Raw genomic sequence first — 19,912 nt, 5'->3', positions numbered from 1 at the left:
ATAGACTTTGCACACCGTTCATTTAAGGCCCCCTGTGGTCCTCCCGACCGCCCGCCAGCATGAAACCACCGATCCAGTTGCCCTTGGGTGTGCGTCTGCGCGATGACGCCACCTTCATCAACTACTACCCGGGCGCCAATGCCGCGGCATTGGGCTATGTCGAGCGGCTTTGCGAAGCCGACGCCGGCTGGACCGAAAGCCTCATCTACCTGTGGGGCAAGCAGGGGGTCGGCCGCAGCCACCTGTTGCAGGCCGCCACCCACCGGTTCCAGCAGCGCGGCGAACCCGCCGTGTACCTGCCGCTGGCACAACTGCTCGACCGTGGCGTGGAACTGCTCGACTACTTGGCGCAGTACGAACTGGTGTGCATCGACGACCTGCACGTAATCGCCGGCAAGGCGGACTGGGAGGAAGCCATGTTCCACCTGTTCAACCGCCTGCGCGACAGCGGCCGGCGCCTGTTGCTGGCGGCCTCAGCCTCGCCGCGTGAACTGCCGATCAAGCTGCCTGACCTCAAGTCGCGCCTGACCCTGGCGCTGGTATTCCAGATGCGTGGGCTGTCCGATGAAGACAAGCTGCGCGCCCTGCAGCTGCGTGCCTCGCGCCGTGGCCTGCACCTGACCGATGAGGTCGGCCATTTCATCCTCACCCGCGGCACCCGCAGCATGAGCGCGCTGTTCGACCTGCTCGAGCGCCTTGATCAGGCTTCCTTGCAAGCACAACGCAAGCTGACGATCCCGTTCCTGAAGGAAACGCTCGGCTGGTAAGCCCCGTGTTTACTGGGCTTTGAGTGGCAAAACGAAAAAGTCACATCTTTTTCGATAAAATTTGCAAATGGTCCCGATAGAAGGCATAGTTTCCCCCTTCTAAAGGATTACAGACACGGTCGTGCCCATGCTCAAGCGCTTCGCACCCCTCGTGCCACTCGCACTCGTGACCCTGTTGATTGGCTGCGCGGCCCAAGGCCCGGTTTCCCAGCCCCAGGATCACACCCCAGTCGCCAGCCAGATGGCGATCAAGGCCAAGGCTTCCCCTTCGTCGGTGTTCGGTGAAGAAGAGCAGGCTACCGAAGATGACCTGGAGGCCTTCTCCAGCAGCAAGCCATACCAACTGCCGGTTCTGGCCGACAGTATCCTCGAGCGCGGCATGTCGTTGATCGGCACCCGCTACCGCTTTGGCGGCACCACCGAGGCTGGCTTTGATTGCAGTGGTTTCATCGGCTACCTGTTCCGCGAAGAGGCCGGTATGAACCTGCCGCGTTCGACCCGCGAAATGATCAACGTCGACGCGCCCAAGGTAGCCCGCAACAAGCTCAAGCCAGGTGACCTGCTGTTCTTCAGCACCAACGGTCGTGGCCGTGTCAGCCATGCTGGCATCTACCTGGGTGACAACCAGTTCATTCATTCCAGCAGCCGCCGCAGCGGTGGCGTGCGCATCGACAGCCTCGGTGACCGCTACTGGAGCAAGACCTTCATCGAAGCCAAGCGTGCCTTGGCCATGGCGCCGACCAGCAATATCGCGCGCAACTGATATCAAAATGCTATATCCTGCCACGGCGGCGATGCTTGAAAAGCTCGCCGCCGTGCGCGTTTACAGAAAGCGTCTAATCTAAATTCTCAACTCTTTCGGCTGCGGCCGTACGGTCTCAGACAGGATGTTCTGGCCATGGCGATAATGGCGCGTTTCGCATTCTTTTCTCTGGTGGCATTGCTGGCCGCCTGTTCCAGCCGTGCGCCCGCACCGGCCCCTGTGGTTCAGCCACAAACCTCCTACGCCTCGACCACGGCTTCGCCGGTTGCCGACGATGTCCTGATCCGCGCGATCGGCCTGGTAGGCACGCCTTATCGCTGGGGCGGTAATACCCCGGATTCAGGTTTCGATTGCAGTGGCCTGATCGGTTACGTCTACCGTGATGCCGCCGGCATCAGCCTGCCGCGCTCTACCCGCGAGATGATCGTCATGCGCGCACCGACCGTGGCCGTCAATGCGCTGCAATCCGGTGACCTGGTGTTCTTCGCCACCAGCGGTGGCTCGCAGGTCAGCCATGCCGGCATCTACGTGGGCGAGGGGCGTTTCGTGCATGCGCCGTCGGCTGGCGGCACGGTACGCCTGGACTACCTGTCCAACAGCTACTGGGCCAAGGCCTACTTGCAAGCCAAGCGTGTACTGCCGCCTGAACACCTGGCTCAGAACCCCTGACCGCTGGGCAGACTGAAGGCGCGGCGGGCCGCTACCGCGCCTTGCTCACTCGCCACACCACATTCCCCACATCATCGGCCACCAGCACGGCGCCGTGCTGATCGCTGGCTACGCCCACCGGGCGCCCCTTGGCGTTGCCTTGCTCATCGAGAAAACCGGTGAGCAAGTCCACGGGTTTGCCCGTTGGCTTGCCGCTGTCATCGAATGGCACGAAGATCACCTTGTAGCCACTGTGCGGCTTGCGGTTCCACGAACCGTGCTGGCCTATGATCGCACCATGCTGGAAGGGCGCTGGCAGAGCGCCTTGCTCGGTGAACATCAACCCCAGCGACGCGGTGTGCGGGCCAACTGCATAGTCTGGCACCAGCGCCTGAGCGACTTTCTGCGGGTTCTGAGGTGTTACGCGTTCGTCCACGTGCTGCCCGTAGTAGCTATAGGGCCAGCCATAGAAACCACCGTCCCTGACCGAGGTGATGTAGTCGGGGACCAGGTCGCTGCCGATCTCGTCGCGCTCGTTGACGGCCGTCCACAACGCGCCGCTGTGGGGTTCCCAGGCCAAACCGTTGGGGTTGCGCAGCCCTGAGGCATAGATCCGGTGCTGGCCGCTGGCCGGGTCCACTTCCCAGATCGCTGCGCGGCCCTGCTCCTGGTCCATGCCGTTTTCACCCACATTGCTGTTCGACCCCACGGTGACGTACAGCTTGTTGCCGGCGGGGTTGGCGATCACGTTCTTGGTCCAGTGGTGATTGAGTGGCCCCCCTGGCAAATCGACGACCTTATGGCCCTGTTCGCGAATCTGCATCGCGCCTGATTCGTAGTGAAAGCGCAGCAACTGGTCGGTATCGGCGACATAGAAGTCCTTGCCCACCAGCACCATGCCGAACGGCGAATTGAGGCCCTCGATGAAGGTGCTGCGTATTTCCGCAACACCGTCGTGGTCGGCATCGCGCAGCAGGGTGATGCGATTGGGGCTGGGCACGGCGGCACCTGCACGCTTCATCGCCATGCCCATGGCCCAGCCACGGATGCCCTTGCCATCCTCCGGCTTGGGCGGGGCGTTGGTTTCGGCCACCAGGACATCGCCATTGGGCAGCACATAGAGCCAGCGCGGGTGATCCAGGCCTGTGGCAAAGGGCATTACCTGAGTGCCTTTGGCGGCGATGGGTTTACCGCCTTGCGCCCAGCCTGTGGCAGGGGCGATGTTCACGGTGGGGATCAGTGAGCTGGCGGGTGGCGGCAACTGCGGGGCAGGGCCTGTGCCATCGATGACCTCCAGGTGGGCGGTGTCGCCACAACCTGCAAGGCAGGCGCCCAATACCCACGGTAGGACAACCCCTTTGCGGTTCATAGTGCGCAGGCCTCCGGCAATGGTCCTTGAGTATTGTGAACCCAATCCACGAAGGAGGTTCAGGCCAGAACCCAGGCATATCCCTGTACCACCTGGCAGCCGTTGGCATCGCGATCATGGCCGTTCCTCAAAACACCCAGGAACGATCATGAACGACTACAACCTGCTCATGCAGCGCACGCTACAAATGCTCAAGGCCGGACGCCCGCTTGCCCAGCTGGTGGATCAGGTACTGGACGCGTACCCGGACCCGTACACCTTGGCGCTCGACCAGGCCCGCCAGATTCTGTTCAAACATACTCGGCGGCATTGGGACCCGCAGCAGGTCTGGTGGCATCAGTTCAATGGGGGCGCTAGCAGCAACCGTAGTTTCAATGGCTGGCAGCACAGCGGGCCGCCAGGCAAGTCGATGCGCTTGCCCGAACTGATGCTGAGCCGTTTCGACCTGGGTTTTCAGGTCGCCAGCGACGAGCTGGATGTTTACGGGGGCTTCTATCGACAGGGGCCGAAGGCGGCCTTCTATGACGAGCACAACGAAGTGCCCATGCTTGCTCGCGATGTGCAGCAGGACTTCTGGGCATTGGATTTTTCCGCGGTCTACCGCAGCAAGGTCAATGCCTTCTGGGAAGCTCGCGGCGATGATTTTCGTGTGGTCGCCAAGGTCAACTGGCTGGGCCAGTGTGCCAAAGCCCTGCAGGCCGGGTATATCACCCAGGCCGATGCAACAGGGCTGCGGACCATGGTGTGCGCCGAACTTCGAGCGCCTGAGTGCTTGCCGACGCTTGACCTGCTGCGCCAAGGGAGTGGTGCCAATACGCTAAGAGTGAGACGGCTGGCGTGGCGAGAGCAGCAAGCCGCATTTATGTATGTGCTAGGCGCCAGCGATGGCCGTGCCGTGCTCTACAGGCCATGGGCTGACGATGCTATGCGTGGATTCAGTTCGGTCGAAGCGTTGGGGCAATGGCTGCGCGATGATCTGCAACACCCGCAAGGCCTTGCGCCCTACGTTACAGCCGCCACGGCGGAATCAAGCGAACAGGAGCAAATGCGCACCCTGTTGCACCAGGTGGCCCAAAGCGCCAACGGCCATGCTGCCCTGGCATTGCTGAAACCTCTGCGATACTCCGTCCGTGGAGACGTGTTCGAGCATTTCGCGGACATCTCGAAGCGCCAGATGCAGCAGGATGCCGCGACACTGGTGGACAACGCCGATCTACGCAAGGCCATGTTCAAAGGTTACCTGGGTGCGTTCCTCAAAGTGTTCAGCCCCATGATACCGCTCGGCTGGCCTGTGTCGCTGCTGGTGCTGGGGGCTAGCCTGGCGCGGGTCGGCCTGGATATCGACGAGGCGGTGCGGGCGACCAGTGCCGGGCGGCGCAAGGCAGCTCTGCGCGAAGCCATGCTGGATTCGCTCTTCGCTGCGCTGAACATGGTGGATCTGGCCTTCCAATCGAGCTTCGCGCTATTGGCCTACCGCACACCGTTCCATGAGCTTGAGGCGCCGCTGCAGCAGTGGCAGGCCTCCACCGAGGCGATGCCGGAATTGCAGCCGGTCCAGGCCAATGTGGTGCTCGATGCCATGCAGCCGGGCAGTGGAGCGCTCCAGGGAATCAGGGTCGACACCCAAGGCGCCTGTTGGATTGACCTCCAAGGCATGCCCTACCGGGTGCGCTACAGCACCGAACTTTCCTGCTGGCTGATCGTGCCGCCCGATAACCCGTTCGCCTTCGCCCCGCTGCGCCCGGTTCGGCTGGGGGCTGGTGGCGACTGGGAGTTGCTCGAGCCTCTTGGGCTCAAAGGTGGCACTCCACCCGAGCCCGGTGCGGTGATGAGCACCGAGCGTTCGCCGTTCTGGGACGAATACATGAACACCGATCCGGTACGCAAACAGTCATTGTCCAACCATGCACTGGAACGACAATGCGCGCTGCTGGACGGTGCGGAATTTCCTGTTCTGCCGGATGAGCAAGAAGCTCTCCTGGACGAGAACTCATTCGAGTATGTCGATGAAGACGGCAAACGGGCCTATATCTACCGGCACGAAGGTGATTACAAATGCCATGTCGTCAGGCTCTACACCGAGGAGGGGACCCAGGCCAATTCACTGCTGCGCCGGGGCGAGCGCGTTATCGGTTTCATGGATGACGACGACTATCTGCTATTGCTGGCCGATACGCTCGACGAGCTGCCGGAGGGCAATGAGGTGGCGCTCTACCGTGGCGGCTACGGCGGGCGCGGCACCAGCGGCGCGCACTTTCGCAATCAGACGCTGAAGGTTGGCGACGTGCTGGTCAACACGGACATGTCATCTTTCACCGAGAACCCCTACATCATCCGGGAGTTCGCGGCAAACAAGGACCAGGCATCGGCCCTCGGCCGGGAGGGCGTGTTCGATGACACCTCGGTGGTGTTCGAGCTGCCGGCCGGGAGCTACATGGGTGGCACGCCTATCGCGCCGTTGTCGGTGACATCCGATGAAGCCGAGACGCTGTTCCAGCCCGGGCATTACTTTCGCATCGACAAGCTCGTGCAGGTCGAGGGTGACGACTTCCGTTTTGTCCATGTGTCGCTCAGCCAGACCAGCAAACCTGCAACCGGCCCCGTCTATGACCTGCGTACCGGTGAGCTGTTCGACCGGGCGCAATACCTGGCGCGTGTGCAGAGCGAGAAGCTGGTAGCGCGTTTTTTCCCTTGAACTGATGCGAGAGCGAGTATCGACAAGCTGGAGCAGGTCTACGGCGAACACTACCGCGCACGCTCCAGGACGCCGGCACTGGTCGAGCGCTTCTTTCCCGAATAGCGTGCCGTAAGCGCGCGGGGTGAGTGGGCGCAACGCCAATTCGCCCCGCGTCGATTGACGCTCCCGGTGCAACCCTCTAACCTTCGCGGCGTGTTTCAGGTGCCCTGCCAGCCCAGTCTGGGCAGGGTGAAACTGGGAAGCCGGTGGGCGCCAGCAAGGCGCGAATCCGGCGCTGCCCCCGCAACGGTAGGTGAGTAGAAGGCCGCGCAGGGCCACTGGATGCCAGCATCCGGGAAGGCGCGCAGGCCTGGGCCAAGGCCCGCTCACAAGCCCGGAGACCGGCCTGATACTGCCAACGGCATCACGGAGGGTGATGCGCGGTGCACCGTGGCGTCCGGCCATGGCCCCTGCGCGTTCTCCGTCTGCCCGCCTATCGACCTGTCGCCGCCGCTCGCGTGGCGTCAGCCTGCGGAGAACCCCATGAGCGAACCCACCGACCGCGACGAACGCCACCTGGCGCGCATGCAGCGCAAGAAGGCGATCATCGACGAGCGCATTGCCAACTCCCCCAACGAATGCGGCCTGCTGCTGGTACTGACCGGCAATGGCAAGGGCAAGAGCAGCTCGGCTTTCGGTATGCTCGCCCGCGCCCTGGGCCATGGCATGCAGTGCGGCGTGGTGCAGTTCATCAAGGGCCGCAACAGCACCGGCGAGGAGCTGTTCTTCCGGCGTTTCCCCGAGCAGGTGCGCTACCACGTGATGGGCGAGGGCTTCACTTGGGAAACCCAGGACCGCCAGCGCGACATCGCTGCCGCCGAAGCGGCCTGGGCCGTCTCGCGCCAGTTGCTGCAGGACCCGTCGGTGCAGTTCGTGGTGCTCGATGAACTGAACATCGCCCTCAAGCATGGCTACCTGGATCTCGATCAGGTGCTAGGTGACATCCAGGCTCGGCCGCCGATGCAGCATGTGATCGTCACAGGCCGCGCGGCCAAGCCCGAGATGATCGAGCTGGCCGATACCGTCACCGAGATGGGCATGCTCAAGCATGCCTTCCAGGCCGGTATCCGCGCTCAGAAAGGCGTGGAACTGTGAGCCAGCCCCGCCAATGCCCGGCCGTATTGATCGCGGCGCCAGCCTCCGGCCAGGGCAAGACCACCGTCACCGCAGCCCTCGCGCGGCTGCACCGCAACCTCGGGCGCAAGGTGCGGGTGTTCAAGTGCGGGCCTGACTTTCTCGACCCCATGATCCTCGAGCGGGCCAGCGGTGCGCCGGTGTATCAGCTTGACCTGTGGATGATCGGCGCGCAGGAAAGCCGGCGCCTGCTGTGGGAAGCGGCAGGCGAGGCCGACCTGATCCTCATCGAAGGGGTGATGGGCCTGTTCGACGGTACGCCCTCGAGCGCCGACCTGGCACGCCACTTCGGCGTTCCTGTGCTGGCGGTAATCGATGGCACGGCCATGGCCCAGACCTTTGGCGCCCTGGCCCTGGGCCTGGCGCGCTACCAGGCTGACCTGCCGTTCGCCGGCGTGCTGGCCAATCGTGTTGGCAGCTTGCGTCATGCGCAACTGCTGGAAGGCAGCCTGACCGAGGGCCTGCGCTGGTATGGCGGCCTGTCCCGCGAGCGCGGCATCGAGTTGCCCAGCCGCCATCTGGGCCTGGTGCAGGCCAGCGAGCTGAATGACCTGGATGCGCGCCTGGACGCTGCGGCCGATGCCTTGGGCGCCAGTTGCGACGCGGCCTTGCCACCGCCGGTGAGCTTTGCCGAACCCGAGCCGCAAGCCGGCGCTGTATCGCTGGCCGGTGTGCGCATCGGCGTGGCGCGAGACGAAGCGTTCGCCTTCACCTATGGCGCCAACCTCGACCTGCTGCGCAAGCTCGGCGCGCAGCTTGAGTTCTTCTCGCCCATTCATGATCGGGCACTGCCGCAGGTGGACAGCCTGTATCTGCCTGGCGGTTACCCGGAGCTGCACCACCATGCGCTGGCCGCCAACCTGCCGATGTGCGAGGCGATTCGTGCCCACCATGACGCCGGCAAACCCTTGCTCGCCGAATGTGGCGGCATGCTTTACCTGCTCGATGGGTTGACCGATGTGGCCGGCGAACGCGCCGAACTGCTTGGCTTGCTGAAAGGGGAGGCGACCATGCAGAAGCGCCTGGCGGCCCTCGCCCTGCAAGCGGTGGAGTTGCCGGAAGGGACCCTGCGTGGCCACACCTACCATCACTCCTTGACCAGCACCGAACTGGAGCCGATCGCCCGTGGCCTGAGCCCCAACGGTGGGCGTGGCAACGAGGCGGTGTATCGCCTGGGTCGGCTGACGGCGTCCTATGTGCACTTCTATTTCCCTTCCAACCCCGATGCGACGGCGGCGCTGCTGCAACCATGAGCGAACACGCTTTCAGCGCCGCCGAGCGCGCCGCGATCTACAGGGCGATCGGCGAGCGCCGCGACATGCGCCACTTCGCCGGCGGCACGGTAGCCCCCGAGTTGCTGGGCCGCTTGCTCGCCGCTGCACACCAGGCGCCCAGTGTCGGCCTGATGCAGCCCTGGCGCTTCATCCGAATCACCCAGCGTGACCTGCGCCAGCGCATCCAGGCGCTGGTCGAGCAGGAGCGGGCGCGCACGGCCCAAGCCCTCGGCGAGCGCTCCGACGACTTCATGAAACTCAAAGTCGAAGGCATTAACGACTGCGCCGAAGTGCTGGTGGCGGCTTTGATGGACAACCGCGAGCCGCACATTTTCGGCCGCCGCACCCTGCCCGAGATGGACCTCGCTTCACTCGCCTGCGCCATCCAGAACCTGTGGCTGGCAGCGCGGGCCGAAGGGTTGGGCATGGGCTGGGTATCGCTGTTCGACCCCCTGGCGCTGGCCGAACTGCTCGGCATGCCTGCCGGGGCCAAGCCGGTGGCGGTGCTGTGCCTGGGGCCGGTGACCGCGTTCTACCCAGCGCCCATGCTGGCGTTGGAACACTGGGCCGAAGAGCGACCCCTGAGTGAAATGCTGTACGAAAACCAATGGGGGGATCGCCCATGAGCGTGGCTTTGCTGACCGCAGCCGGAGTGGCCCTGGATGCCTTGCTGGGCGAGCCGCAACGGCGCCACCCGCTGGTGGCTTTCGGTAACCTGGCATCGAGCCTGGAGCGGCGGTTGAATGCCGGCGGCCGCGGCTGGCGCAGCCATGGCGTGAGCGCCTGGTTCCTGGCCGTGGTGCCCTTGACCCTGGTGGCCTTGATCCTGTCCTGGCTGCCCTATATCGGCTGGCTGGTGGACGTGCTGGCGCTGTATTGCGCGCTGGGCCTGCGCAGCCTCGGCGAACACGTGCTGCCAGTGGCCACCGCCTTGCGTCAGGGCGACCTGGAAGAAGCTCGGCGGCGAGTCGGCTACCTGGTCAGCCGCGAAACCCGTGAGCTGGATGAGCCTGCCGTGGCCAGGGCGGCCACGGAATCGGTGCTGGAGAACGGCAGCGATGCGGTGTTCGCCGCTTTGTTCTGGTTCATTGTCGCCGGCGCGCCTGGCGTGGTGCTGTATCGCCTGAGCAATACGCTGGATGCCATGTGGGGTTACCGCAACGAGCGTTTCGAGCGCTTTGGCTGGTGCGCGGCACGCATCGATGATGTGCTCAACTATATGCCTGCCAGGCTGGTGGCCCTGACCTATGCACTGCTCGGCAAGACCCGCCTGGCGCTGGCCTGCTGGCGCAAACAGGCGCCCTTGTGGGACAGCCCCAATGCCGGCCCGGTCATGGCAGCAGGCGCCGGTGCGCTGGCGGTCGAACTCGGTGGCCCGGCGGTGTACCACGGCGAGCTGCACGAGCGGCCGCGCCTGGGCGAAGGCCCGATGGCCGATGCCGATGCCATCGAGCGCGGCTGGAGCCTGGTGCAGCGCGGCGTGTGGCTTTGGCTGCTGCTGATTTGCCTAGGAGCGTACCTCAATGCTTGAACACGGTGGCCGCCTGCTGCGGGCGATACGGCAATACGGCATTGCCCGTGAAGACTGGCTCGACCTGTCCAGTGGCATCGCGCCCTGGCCCTTCCAGATCCCTGCAATTCCCGTCGACGCCTGGGCGCGGTTGCCAGAAACGGACGACGGCCTGGAAGCTGCGGCATGCCGTTATTACGGCGCCCACCAGGTGCTGGCGGTGGCCGGCTCCCAGGCGGCGATTCAGGCCTTGCCGCACTTGCGCCCGAGCGGGCGGGTCGGCGTGCTGTCTCCGTGCTATGCCGAGCATCCGCAAGCCTGGCGACGCGCAGGACACAGCCTGATCGAACTGCAGGACACCGACGTGGAGGCCGCCCTCGACAGCCTCGACGTACTGGTTCTGGTCAACCCCAACAATCCCACGGGCCTGCGCATATCCCGCGAGCAGCTGCTGCACTGGCATGCTCGCCTGGCTGCACGGGGCGGCTGGCTGTTGGTCGACGAAGCGTTCGTGGACAACACCCCCGAACACAGCGTGGTCGACTGCGCCGATCGCCCCGGCCTGATCGTGCTGCGCTCGTTCGGCAAGTTCTTTGGCCTGGCCGGTGTGCGGCTGGGCTGCGTGGCAGCGGAGCTGCCGCTGTTGCAGCGCCTGGCCGACAGGCTCGGGCCGTGGACTGTCAGTGGCCCTGCGCGGGCTGTGGCCCAGGCGTGCTTCGCCGATGAGCCCGCCCATCGGGCGCAGATCGCCCGCTGCGCCCAGGCCAGCCAACGCTTGGCCTCGCTGTTGGTCGACAACGGCCTGGCGCTCAGCGGCGGTTGCGACCTGTTCCAGTACGTGCGTAGCGAACAGGCTGCGCACCTGCACGACTTTCTCGCCCGTCGCGGCATCCTGGTCCGCCTGTTCGAGCAGCCTGCTGCCGTGCGCCTGGGCCTGCCTGCCTGCGAAGCAGGCGAACAGCGCCTGGCTGACGCTCTGGCTGCTTATCACAAGGAAACGGCATGACCACCCTCATGGTGCAAGGCACCACCTCCGATGCCGGCAAGAGCACGCTGGTCACCGCCCTGTGCCGCTGGCTGCTGCGCCAGCGTATCGGCGTGGTGCCGTTCAAACCTCAGAACATGGCGCTCAACAGCGCGGTGACCGCCGACGGGGGTGAAATCGGCCGGGCCCAGGCGGTGCAGGCCCAGGCTTGCCGGCTGGCGCCCCATACCGACATGAACCCGGTGCTGCTCAAACCCAACAGTGACACTGGTGCCCAGGTGATCATCCATGGCCGCGCGGTCACCAGCATGAATGCGGTGGCTTATCACGACTACAAGGTGATCGCCATGCAGGCGGTGCTGGCCTCGCACCAGCGGCTGTGTGCTGCCTACCCAGTGGTGATGGTCGAAGGGGCGGGCTCGCCGGCCGAGATCAACCTGCGCGCAGGCGATATCGCCAACATGGGCTTTGCCGAGGCGGTCGACTGCCCGGTGATCCTGGTTGCCGATATCAACCGTGGTGGCGTGTTCGCTCACCTGGTCGGCACCCTGGAGCTGCTGTCGCCGAGCGAGCAGGCGCGGGTCAAGGGCTTCGTCATCAATCGCTTTCGCGGCGACATCGCCCTGTTGCAGCCCGGCCTGGACTGGCTGGAGGCGCGCACCGGCAAACCGGTGCTCGGTGTGTTGCCCTATGTCACCGACCTGCATCTGGAGGCCGAAGACGGCATCGACGTGCGCCAAGGCAGCAAACATGCACGCGTGCTCAAGGTGATCGTCCCCGTGCTGCCACGTATCAGCAACCACACCGATTTCGACCCCCTGCGCCTGCACCCGCAGGTGGACCTGCAGTTCATCGGCCCCGGCCAGCCGATTCCGCCGGCCGACCTGATCATCCTGCCCGGTTCCAAGAGCGTGCGCGGCGATCTGGCGCAACTGCGCGAGCGTGGTTGGGACACGGCCATTGCCCGGCACCTGCGCTACGGCGGCAAACTGATCGGCATCTGCGGGGGGCTGCAGATGCTTGGCCGCGACGTGCACGACCCGCTCGGCCTGGAAGGTCCGGCCGGCTCCAGCCCGGGGCTGGGGCTGCTCGATTACGCCACGGTGCTCGAAGCCGACAAGCAACTGCGCAATGTCACCGGCACCCTGAGCCTGGAGCGTTCGCCCGTGGCCGGCTATGAAATTCATGCCGGCGTCACCACTGGCGCCGCACTGGAGCATCCTGCCGTGCAACTTGCCGACGGCCGCGCCGACGGCGCGATCAGCGCTGATGGCCAGATCCTCGCCACCTACCTGCACGGCCTGTTCGAAGGCAGCCAATCATGCGCCGCGCTGCTGCGCTGGGCAGGCCTGGAAGACGTGCAGGCCGTCGATTACGAAGCCCTGCGCGAGCGAGACATCGAACGCCTGGCCGATCTGGTGGAGCAACACCTGGATACCGACCTCCTGCGCCGACTGTGTGGAGTCGCCTGACATGCTCAACCTGATTCTCGGCGGCGCTCGTTCGGGCAAGAGCCGTCTGGCCGAAAAACTGGCCAGCGACAGCGGCCTGCCGGTCACCTACGTCGCCACCAGCCAGCCCCTGGACGGTGAAATGAGCGATCGCGTGCGCCTGCACCGGCAACGCCGGCCGGCCGACTGGGGGCTGATCGAAGAGCCCCTGGCGCTGGCCGCCGTGCTGCGCGCCGAAGCCGCCGAAGGCCGCTGCCTGCTGGTGGATTGCCTGACCCTGTGGCTGACCAACCTGCTGATGCTCGAAGACGCGCAGCGCCTGGCCGAAGAGCGCGATGCGCTGCTGGACTGCCTGGCGCAGTTGCCCGGCACGGTCATCCTGGTCAGCAACGAAACCGGCCTGGGCGTGGTGCCCATGGGCGAACTTACCCGCCGTTACGTCGACCTGGCCGGCTGGCTGCACCAGGCCGTGGCCGAACGTTGCCAGCGCGTGGTCCTGACCGTCGCTGGCCTGCCTCTCATGCTCAAAGGACCTGCACTATGAACCAACCCTGGTGGCGTGACGCCTGCCAACCGCTCGACAACGCCGCCATGGACCAGGCCCGCGCCCGTCAGCAGCAGCTGACCAAACCCGCCGGTTCGCTCGGTCAGCTCGAGAGCCTGGCGGTGACACTGGCCGGGCTGCAAGGGTGTGAACGGCCGGCCTTGGACCAGGTCGCCATCACCATTTTTGCCGGTGACCATGGGGTGGTCGAGGAGGGCATCTCGGCCTACCCGCAGTCGGTGACCGGGCAGATGCTGCGCAACTTTGTGAGTGGCGGTGCGGCGATCAGCGTGCTGGCGCGTCAGCTGCAAGCCAGCCTCGAAGTGGTCGACCTCGGTACTGTCGACCCGCATTTGCAATTGGCAGGCGTGCGCCACTTGCGCCTGGGCGCCGGCACGGCCAACTTCGCCCGCCAGCCAGCGATGACCGGTGAGCAGCTGCAGGCGGCTCTGCAAGCGGGCCGAGACAGCGTATTGCGTGCAGCGCAACGCGGTGCGCAACTGTTTATCGGTGGCGAGATGGGCATTGGCAACACCACGGCTGCCGCAGCCCTGGCCAGCACCTTGCTGGGCTGCCCGGCCCGCGACCTCAGTGGCCCTGGCACTGGCCTGGACGCGGCGGGAGTACGGCACAAGGCTGAGGTGATCGAGCGTGCTCTGGTGCTGCACGGCCTGCGTGCCGACCAGCCCGAACAGGCACTGGCTTGCGTGGGTGGGTTCGAGATCGCGGCATTGGCGGGTGCCTACCTGGCCTGTGCACAGCAGGGCATCGCTGTGCTGGTGGACGGCTTCATCTGCACTGTCGCTGCGCTGGTAGCCGTGCGCCTCAACCCGCAATGCCGTGACTGGCTGCTGTTCGCCCATCAGGGCGCAGAGCCTGGCCACAATGCCTTGCTGGCTGCCCTTGACGCCGAACCGCTGTTGGCACTGGGCCTGCGCCTGGGTGAGGGTAGCGGGGCGGCGCTGGCCGTGCCGTTGCTGCGGCTGGCTTGTGCCCTGCACGGGCAGATGGCGACCTTCGCTGAAGCGGCGGTGGCGGACCGCCCGGCATGATCCTGGACCTGCTGCGCCACGGTGAAACCGAGCACGGCGGTGGCCTGCGTGGCAGCCTCGACGACGCCCTGACCGAAAAAGGCTGGGCGCAGATGCGCGAAGCCGTGTTCGCTGGCGGGCCTTGGCAGGTGCTGGTCAGCTCGCCATTGCAGCGCTGCGCGCGGTTTGCCGACGAACTGGGGGCGCACCTTGGCCTGCCGGTGCAGCGTGAAGCTGACTTGCAGGAGCTGCATTTCGGCGAGTGGGAAGGGCGCAGTGCCCTGCAGATCATGGAAACCCAGGCAGACGAGCTCGGGCGCTTCTGGGCTGACCCTTATGCCTATACGCCGCCTGCTGGCGAGCCCGTCAGTACCTTTGCCGAACGCGTCCTGGCCGGCATCGAGCGCTTGCGCGTGCAACATGCAGGCAAGCGAGTGTTGCTGGTCACCCATGGCGGCGTCATGCGTCTGCTGCTGGCACGGGCCCGTGGTTTGCCCAGGGAGCAGTTGCTCCAGGTCGAAGTGGGCCATGGCGCGTTGGTGCAATTGGATTTAAGCGGCGAGCTGCTGCAGGAGGTGCGCTGAGATGTTGCCCTTCTGGATCGCCTTGCAGTTCCTGAGCAGCCTGCCGGTACGTTTGCCGGGCATGCCCGCGCCTCGGGAGATGGGGTGCTCGTTGCTCTTTTACCCCTTGGTGGGGTTGCTGTTCGGCTTACTGTTGTGGCTCGCCAGCAATCTGCTGCAGGGCACACCGGCGCCTTTGCACGCAGCCTTGCTGCTGTCGCTGTGGGTCCTGCTCAGTGGCGCCTTGCACCTGGACGGCCTGGCAGACAGCGCCGATGCCTGGCTGGGCGGGTTCGGCGACCGCGAGCGCACGCTGCAGATCATGAAAGACCCGCGCAGCGGGCCGATTGCTGTGGTGACCTTGGTGTTGGTGTTGTTGCTGAAGTTCTGCGCCTTGTGGGCACTGGTCGAGCGTGGCGCAGGTGCATGGCTGGTGCTGGCGCCGGTGGTGGGGCGAGCGGCGATGCTTGGGTTGTTCCTGAGCACCCCCTACGTGCGCAAGGGTGGCCTGGGGCAAGCCTTGTCCGAGCACCTCCCACGGCAAGCCGCGGCTTGGGTGCTGCTGGCCAGCCTGGCGGGGTGCCTGATGCTGGGTGGTTGGGGCGCAGGCTGGGCAATGCTGGCGGCGCTTGGCGCGTTCTGCGGGTTGCGACGGCTGATGTGCCAGCGCCTGGGCGGTACCACCGGCGACACGGCTGGAGCGTTGCTGGAGTTGCTGGAACTGACGGTACTGCTGGGGCTCGCGATCTGAAACTTCTTGCAACATCCACATTGCGGGTATATACACGTATCCATGTTGACCAGTGAATGCATCTGTACCCATCTGCGTCGTGCCGCCCGCGGGGTGAGCCGGCATTACGACGAGGCCCTTGCCGGCTTCGGCATCAATGTCGCCCAGTTTTCCTTGCTGCGCCATCTGCAGCGGCTCGATCGACCCAGCATTACCACCCTGGCTGAAGCCATGGGCCTGGAGCGCAGCACCCTGGGCCGTAATTTGCGGGTGCTGGAGGCTGATGGCCTGGTGGCCTTGGCCGACGGTGACGACCAGCGCAACCGCGTGGTCCTGTTGACCGGAGCAGGGGAGGCGCGCCTTCGGCTTGCCCATCCGGCGTGGGAGCATGCGCAACAGACGCTGGTGGAGCAATTGGGCGAAGGGCAACGTGATGAACTGGTGCGCTTGCTGGAGCGGTTGGCCTGATCAACCTTGATCAAACGCGGGTATATACCCGTACAAACTTGCGATGTGCTGGAGATAACGACAATGACTTCGGTGTGGCGAACCAGCGGGTGGGTTCTGGCGGGGGCGGCATTGATCCTCGCGCTGTCACTGGGTGTCCGGCACGGCTTCGGCCTGTTCCTGGCGCCGATGAGTGCCGATTTTGGCTGGGGGCGCGAGGTATTCGCTTTCGCCATTGCCCTGCAGAACCTGATCTGGGGCCTGGCCCAACCCTTTGCCGGTGCCCTGGCTGATCGCCTGGGTGCTGCGCGGGTGGTGGTCATCGGCGGCATCCTCTATGCCGCGGGCCTGTTGTTGATGAGCACGGCCGATTCGGCCTGGTCGCTGTCGCTCAGCGCCGGCCTGTTGATTGGTATCGGCCTGTCGGGCACCTCGTTCTCGGTGATTCTGGGTGTGGTCGGCCGCGCCGTCCCGCCAGAGAAACGCAGCATGGCCATGGGGATCGCCAGCGCTGCCGGCTCGTTTGGCCAGTTCGCCATGCTGCCTGGCACCCTCGGCCTGATCGAATGGTTGGGTTGGTCGGCCGCGTTGCTGGTGCTGGGCCTGCTGGTCGCATTGATCGTGCCCTTCGTTGGCCTGTTGCGAGACCGTCCACTGCCCAGCCACGGTGGGGAACAGACGCTGGGGCAGGCCCTGCGCGAGGCGTGCTCGCATTCGGGCTTCTGGCTGCTGGCGCTGGGCTTTTTCGTCTGTGGTTTCCAGGTGGTATTCATTGGCGTGCACCTGCCGGCCTACCTGGTCGACCAGCATCTGCCGGCGACCACTGGCACCACGGTGCTGGCGCTGGTTGGGCTGTTCAATATCGTGGGCACCTACACGGCTGGCTGGCTTGGGGGGCGCATGTCGAAACCACGCCTGCTGACTGCCTTGTACTTGCTGCGGGCGGTGGTGATCGGCTTGTTCCTGTGGATGCCGGTGAGTACGGTGAGTGCTTACCTGTTCGGTATCGCCATGGGGCTGCTGTGGCTGTCTACCGTGCCGTTGACCAACGGTACCGTGGCCACGGTATTCGGTGTGCGCAACTTGTCGATGCTCGGTGGCATCGTGTTTCTTTTCCACCAGTTGGGCGCGTTCCTGGGCGGCTGGCTGGGTGGTGTGGTGTACGATCAGACCGGGAACTATGACCTGGTCTGGCAGATCTCGATTCTGCTCAGCTTGCTGGCGGCTGCACTCAACTGGACGGTACGTGAACGCCCGGTAGCGCGCCTGCAGGTGCAAGCCGCATGAACCGTTACCTGGCCCGCAGCCTGCTGCTGGTGGCCGGGGGGTTGGCCCTGGCGCTGGTGTGGTGGGGTTGGCACCGGGGTGGGTTGGCGTTGATGCAACTGGGCATGGGTGTTTGTTAAGCGCTACCCTGCAAGTTCAAGGATTGTCTTGCGGGAGAAACTGACGATGCGTGCACATTGGTTGACGATACCGTTGCTGGCGTTGCTGGCGGCCTCTTCGAGTTGGGCTGCCGAGTGCCCGGCGCTGTTGGAGGGTAGCTTGCCCGAGTTGCGTGGCAAGGAGCAGGTCGACCTGTGCCAGCGCTTTGCGGGCAAGCCGTTGGTGGTGGTCAACACGGCCAGCTATTGCGGTTTTGCGCCGCAGTTCGAGGGGCTTGAGGCGACCTATAAGGAATATCACGCGCAGGGGCTGGAAATGCTTGGGGTGCCTTCGAATGATTTCAAGCAGGAAGATGCCGACGCGCAGAAGACTGCGAAGGTCTGCTACGCCAATTATGGTGTGACCTTCACGATGACCAAGGCACAGGCTGTGCGGGGCAAGGATGCTATTCCGCTGTTCGTGGAGCTGGCACATCAGAGCAGCGCGCCGAAGTGGAACTTCTACAAGTATGTGGTCGATCGCAAGGGCAAGGTGATCGGCAACTTCTCCAGCCTCACAAAGCCTGATGATCCGGCTTTCCGGTCAGCCATCGAAAAGGCCATCGCCTCCCACCCTTGAGCCCCCAGGCGGCTTTTGCTGTTTTTGCTCTTGGCTCTTGGCTCTTGCTCTTGCTCCTAGTGCGCGCAAGTTCAGACGCAGCAGATTGCGACTTCAGGAGGCCGAACGGAGGTCATGCGGAGGGAGGCGACGGGCATGGATGCCCGTCGAGCGCTGAGGCCCCATGGATGGGGCCTGCAGCGCGTACTCCCGGGAGCATGACCGGAGAGAGGGGACCCCGAAGCGAAGCGTAGGGGCCGGATGATGGGAGCGTGTACGGGTCACCCTCATGGGTTACAGAAAAGTACACTCACATAGGTAACACCTTGAGTGTCACATAGCCGTCGATAGCATCTCGCTCATCGATACGACCGAGGATGATTGGACCGAAAATGACATCCCACGCCCCATCGCCGATCAGCTCCAGCCCAATGAGCTGATGCTTGAGCACATAGCCAACATAAATCCTCAAACCCCGCCGATTCAAGATGCCACAGCTGTCCGCTGGGTAGCATTCAATGTGACTTGGATAGGCCATTTCAGGCAATTTTTCAGGATACGGGCGCGGTGAGGGCATATAGCAGGATGCAGGCGTTTTCTGTTTCAGCGCTTCGTGCAAACGCTCGTGATTGTAATGCTGCACGAATCGATCAAAGTGCTGCTGTTGAGCTTCCCATGCTACCGCTGGTGGCGCTGGAAGAGTGCTCTTAAGAGTTCGATGCATACGTTCATGCCGACCATTTTGCTCAGGCCTGCCGGGTGCGATTCGTTCAGGAATGATGCCTAGGCGCAGCCACCAGATAGATAACTGGGAAAGGCCTGCACGCCCTTTGCTGGCAAACGGTACGCCATTGTCGGTTCGAATACGCTCGGGTAAGCCATTTTCACGGAACACCTTGGTAAATACCGCCTGAGTTTCCTGAAAGTTGGTGTTGGGCATGCTGTGGCACGCGAGCAAGAAGCGGCTGGCGTGGTCCATGATCGTCAGCGGATAGCACCACACTCCAGCACCCGTCAGATATTGCCCCTTGTAGTCGGCGCTAAAGAGCTGGTTGGGCGTCTCTGCTTTCTCAAGGGGCTTGGGGTAAACCGCCACTCGCTGACGCAGGCGGCGCGGCTTTACGAGTTCTGCTTGCTTCAGGACGTTGTAGATCGTCGTCTTCGACGGGGGCACCTGATCTGGAAATCGTACCTGTAAAGCAGCCTGGATTTTCTTGGGCCCAGGTTCTGTCTCACCCCGGCCACGCAGCTCAATGATTGCCTCACGGACGGTATGAGGGATGCCGCCGTCTTGAGTCAATCGGCGACGGCTGTGCTCCTCCAGCCCTGCCGGGCCTTCCTTTTCATACCGCTCGATCCACTTGTAGCCGGTCTTCCGGCTTATTTCATAAGCCTGGCACAGGGCGCTGAAGCTGGGCGGCCCCTTGAGATAGTCAGCGATGAAAAGCAATTTCAGGTCCATAGGTGTTAGCTCTCGCCAAGGCATGGTCAGATCCTCGAAAACCGACCTTGCCAGTTAAAAACTGTCACCTATGTGAGTGAACTGATTTGTAACCCATGTGGGTGAGTCATACCAGCGGGCGGTTTTTGCTTACTTTTTGCCAAGACAAAAAGTAAGCCGCCGTAAGGGCGGAAGGGTGATTGTGCGCCACCTTGGCAAATGGATATTCACTCGTTTTAAAAGCCAAAAGCTTCGCGCGGTGGTTCTGATGTACGCGTACATATCCGAAATCAATAGCGACTCATACTCACCTTTCCGCCCTTACGGCGGGTTACTTTTTGTCTTGGCAAAAAGTAACCATGGGCCTGCTCCCATCATCCGGCCCCTGCGCTTCGCTCCGGGGTTCCCTCGTTACGGCCTTGCTCCCGGGAGTACGCGCTGCAGGCCCCATCCATGGGGCCTCAGCGCTCGACGGGCATCCATGCCCGTCGCCTCCCTCCGCAAGGCCTCCGCTTGGCCTCCTGAAGTCGCGATC

Annotated in this window: 20 protein-coding genes and 1 riboswitch; of the genes, 18 read left to right on the top strand and 2 right to left on the bottom strand. The window is 64.1% G+C overall.

Annotated elements, in window-relative coordinates; translation table 11 throughout:
• Window positions 1–59 precede the first annotated feature (59 nt).
• The 3 genes from hda to KU43P_RS20680 all read left to right on the top strand — a co-directional run bounded on the left by hda (window position 60) and on the right by KU43P_RS20680 (window position 2,199).
• A complete protein-coding gene (hda, locus tag KU43P_RS20690; protein ID WP_008092169.1) occupies window positions 60–767 on the top strand; it encodes a DnaA regulatory inactivator Hda in 708 nt (235 codons plus the stop codon).
• 127 nt (window positions 768–894) lie between these two features.
• On the top strand, window positions 895–1,530 hold the full coding sequence (locus KU43P_RS20685) for a C40 family peptidase (protein ID WP_317659283.1): 636 nt from the start codon (window positions 895–897) through the stop codon (window positions 1,528–1,530).
• Window positions 1,531–1,665: 135 nt separating this feature from the next.
• On the top strand, window positions 1,666–2,199 hold the full coding sequence (locus tag KU43P_RS20680) for a C40 family peptidase (RefSeq protein WP_317659282.1): 534 nt from the start codon (window positions 1,666–1,668) through the stop codon (window positions 2,197–2,199).
• Between the two features lie 31 nt (window positions 2,200–2,230).
• Here KU43P_RS20680 and KU43P_RS20675 read toward each other — a convergent pair whose 3' ends face one another.
• On the bottom strand, window positions 2,231–3,547 hold the full coding sequence (locus KU43P_RS20675) for a PQQ-dependent sugar dehydrogenase (protein ID WP_317659281.1): 1,317 nt from the start codon (window positions 3,545–3,547) through the stop codon (window positions 2,231–2,233).
• Between the two features lie 148 nt (window positions 3,548–3,695).
• Between KU43P_RS20675 and KU43P_RS20670 the strand changes: the two genes are divergently transcribed.
• The 15 genes from KU43P_RS20670 to KU43P_RS20600 all read left to right on the top strand — a co-directional run bounded on the left by KU43P_RS20670 (window position 3,696) and on the right by KU43P_RS20600 (window position 17,957).
• Entirely contained in the window at window positions 3,696–6,242 is a 2,547-nt protein-coding gene (locus KU43P_RS20670; protein ID WP_317659280.1) for a dermonecrotic toxin domain-containing protein, read from the top strand.
• A gap of 185 nt (window positions 6,243–6,427) precedes the next feature.
• Window positions 6,428–6,649, top strand: a riboswitch (cobalamin riboswitch).
• A gap of 118 nt (window positions 6,650–6,767) precedes the next feature.
• Window positions 6,768–7,379, top strand: a complete 612-nt coding sequence (cobO, locus tag KU43P_RS20665; protein ID WP_008092160.1) for a cob(I)yrinic acid a,c-diamide adenosyltransferase — start codon at window positions 6,768–6,770, stop codon at window positions 7,377–7,379.
• Entirely contained in the window at window positions 7,376–8,671 is a 1,296-nt protein-coding gene (locus tag KU43P_RS20660) for a cobyrinate a,c-diamide synthase (protein WP_317659279.1), read from the top strand. Before cobO ends, KU43P_RS20660 begins: the two co-directional genes overlap by 4 nt.
• Window positions 8,668–9,318 (top strand): 5,6-dimethylbenzimidazole synthase, encoded by a 651-nt coding sequence (gene bluB, locus KU43P_RS20655; RefSeq protein WP_317659278.1) that lies wholly within the window; start codon window positions 8,668–8,670, stop codon window positions 9,316–9,318. Before KU43P_RS20660 ends, bluB begins: the two co-directional genes overlap by 4 nt.
• Window positions 9,315–10,223: an adenosylcobinamide-phosphate synthase CbiB gene (gene cbiB / locus KU43P_RS20650; RefSeq protein ID WP_317659277.1), complete on the top strand. Its 909-nt coding sequence runs from the start codon at window positions 9,315–9,317 to the stop codon at window positions 10,221–10,223. Before bluB ends, cbiB begins: the two co-directional genes overlap by 4 nt.
• Window positions 10,216–11,208, top strand: coding sequence for a threonine-phosphate decarboxylase CobD (gene cobD, locus KU43P_RS20645; RefSeq protein ID WP_317659276.1), 993 nt, complete (start codon window positions 10,216–10,218; stop codon window positions 11,206–11,208). Before cbiB ends, cobD begins: the two co-directional genes overlap by 8 nt.
• Entirely contained in the window at window positions 11,205–12,659 is a 1,455-nt protein-coding gene (locus KU43P_RS20640; RefSeq protein WP_317659275.1) for a cobyric acid synthase, read from the top strand. Before cobD ends, KU43P_RS20640 begins: the two co-directional genes overlap by 4 nt.
• A gap of 1 nt (window position 12,660) precedes the next feature.
• On the top strand, window positions 12,661–13,182 hold the full coding sequence (gene cobU, locus KU43P_RS20635; protein ID WP_317659274.1) for a bifunctional adenosylcobinamide kinase/adenosylcobinamide-phosphate guanylyltransferase: 522 nt from the start codon (window positions 12,661–12,663) through the stop codon (window positions 13,180–13,182).
• On the top strand, window positions 13,179–14,234 hold the full coding sequence (cobT, locus tag KU43P_RS20630) for a nicotinate-nucleotide--dimethylbenzimidazole phosphoribosyltransferase (RefSeq protein WP_317659273.1): 1,056 nt from the start codon (window positions 13,179–13,181) through the stop codon (window positions 14,232–14,234). Before cobU ends, cobT begins: the two co-directional genes overlap by 4 nt.
• The gene (gene cobC, locus KU43P_RS20625; protein ID WP_317659272.1) at window positions 14,231–14,797 is read left to right on the top strand and encodes an alpha-ribazole phosphatase family protein; all 567 of its coding nucleotides are present in this window, start codon (window positions 14,231–14,233) and stop codon (window positions 14,795–14,797) included. Before cobT ends, cobC begins: the two co-directional genes overlap by 4 nt.
• A 1-nt stretch (window position 14,798) precedes the next feature.
• Window positions 14,799–15,527, top strand: a complete 729-nt coding sequence (locus tag KU43P_RS20620; RefSeq protein ID WP_317659271.1) for an adenosylcobinamide-GDP ribazoletransferase — start codon at window positions 14,799–14,801, stop codon at window positions 15,525–15,527.
• A 42-nt stretch (window positions 15,528–15,569) separates the two neighbouring features.
• Entirely contained in the window at window positions 15,570–15,974 is a 405-nt protein-coding gene (locus KU43P_RS20615) for a MarR family winged helix-turn-helix transcriptional regulator (RefSeq protein ID WP_317659270.1), read from the top strand.
• Window positions 15,975–16,037: 63 nt separating this feature from the next.
• On the top strand, window positions 16,038–17,240 hold the full coding sequence (locus KU43P_RS20610; protein WP_411567225.1) for an MFS transporter: 1,203 nt from the start codon (window positions 16,038–16,040) through the stop codon (window positions 17,238–17,240).
• The gene (locus tag KU43P_RS20605) at window positions 17,237–17,359 is read left to right on the top strand and encodes a hypothetical protein (protein WP_317659269.1); all 123 of its coding nucleotides are present in this window, start codon (window positions 17,237–17,239) and stop codon (window positions 17,357–17,359) included. Before KU43P_RS20610 ends, KU43P_RS20605 begins: the two co-directional genes overlap by 4 nt.
• 46 nt (window positions 17,360–17,405) lie before the next feature.
• Window positions 17,406–17,957 (top strand): glutathione peroxidase, encoded by a 552-nt coding sequence (locus KU43P_RS20600; protein WP_317663877.1) that lies wholly within the window; start codon window positions 17,406–17,408, stop codon window positions 17,955–17,957.
• A 289-nt stretch (window positions 17,958–18,246) separates the two neighbouring features.
• On the opposite strand, the gene KU43P_RS20595 is transcribed toward KU43P_RS20600, so the two are convergent.
• Entirely contained in the window at window positions 18,247–19,422 is a 1,176-nt protein-coding gene (locus KU43P_RS20595) for an IS481 family transposase (protein WP_317658136.1), read from the bottom strand.
• Between the last annotated feature and the right edge of the window lie 490 nt (window positions 19,423–19,912).

Source organism: Pseudomonas sp. KU43P (assembly GCF_033095865.1).
Lineage (GTDB): Bacteria > Pseudomonadota > Gammaproteobacteria > Pseudomonadales > Pseudomonadaceae > Aquipseudomonas.
This window is presented reverse-complemented; position numbering and strand designations above follow the sequence as displayed.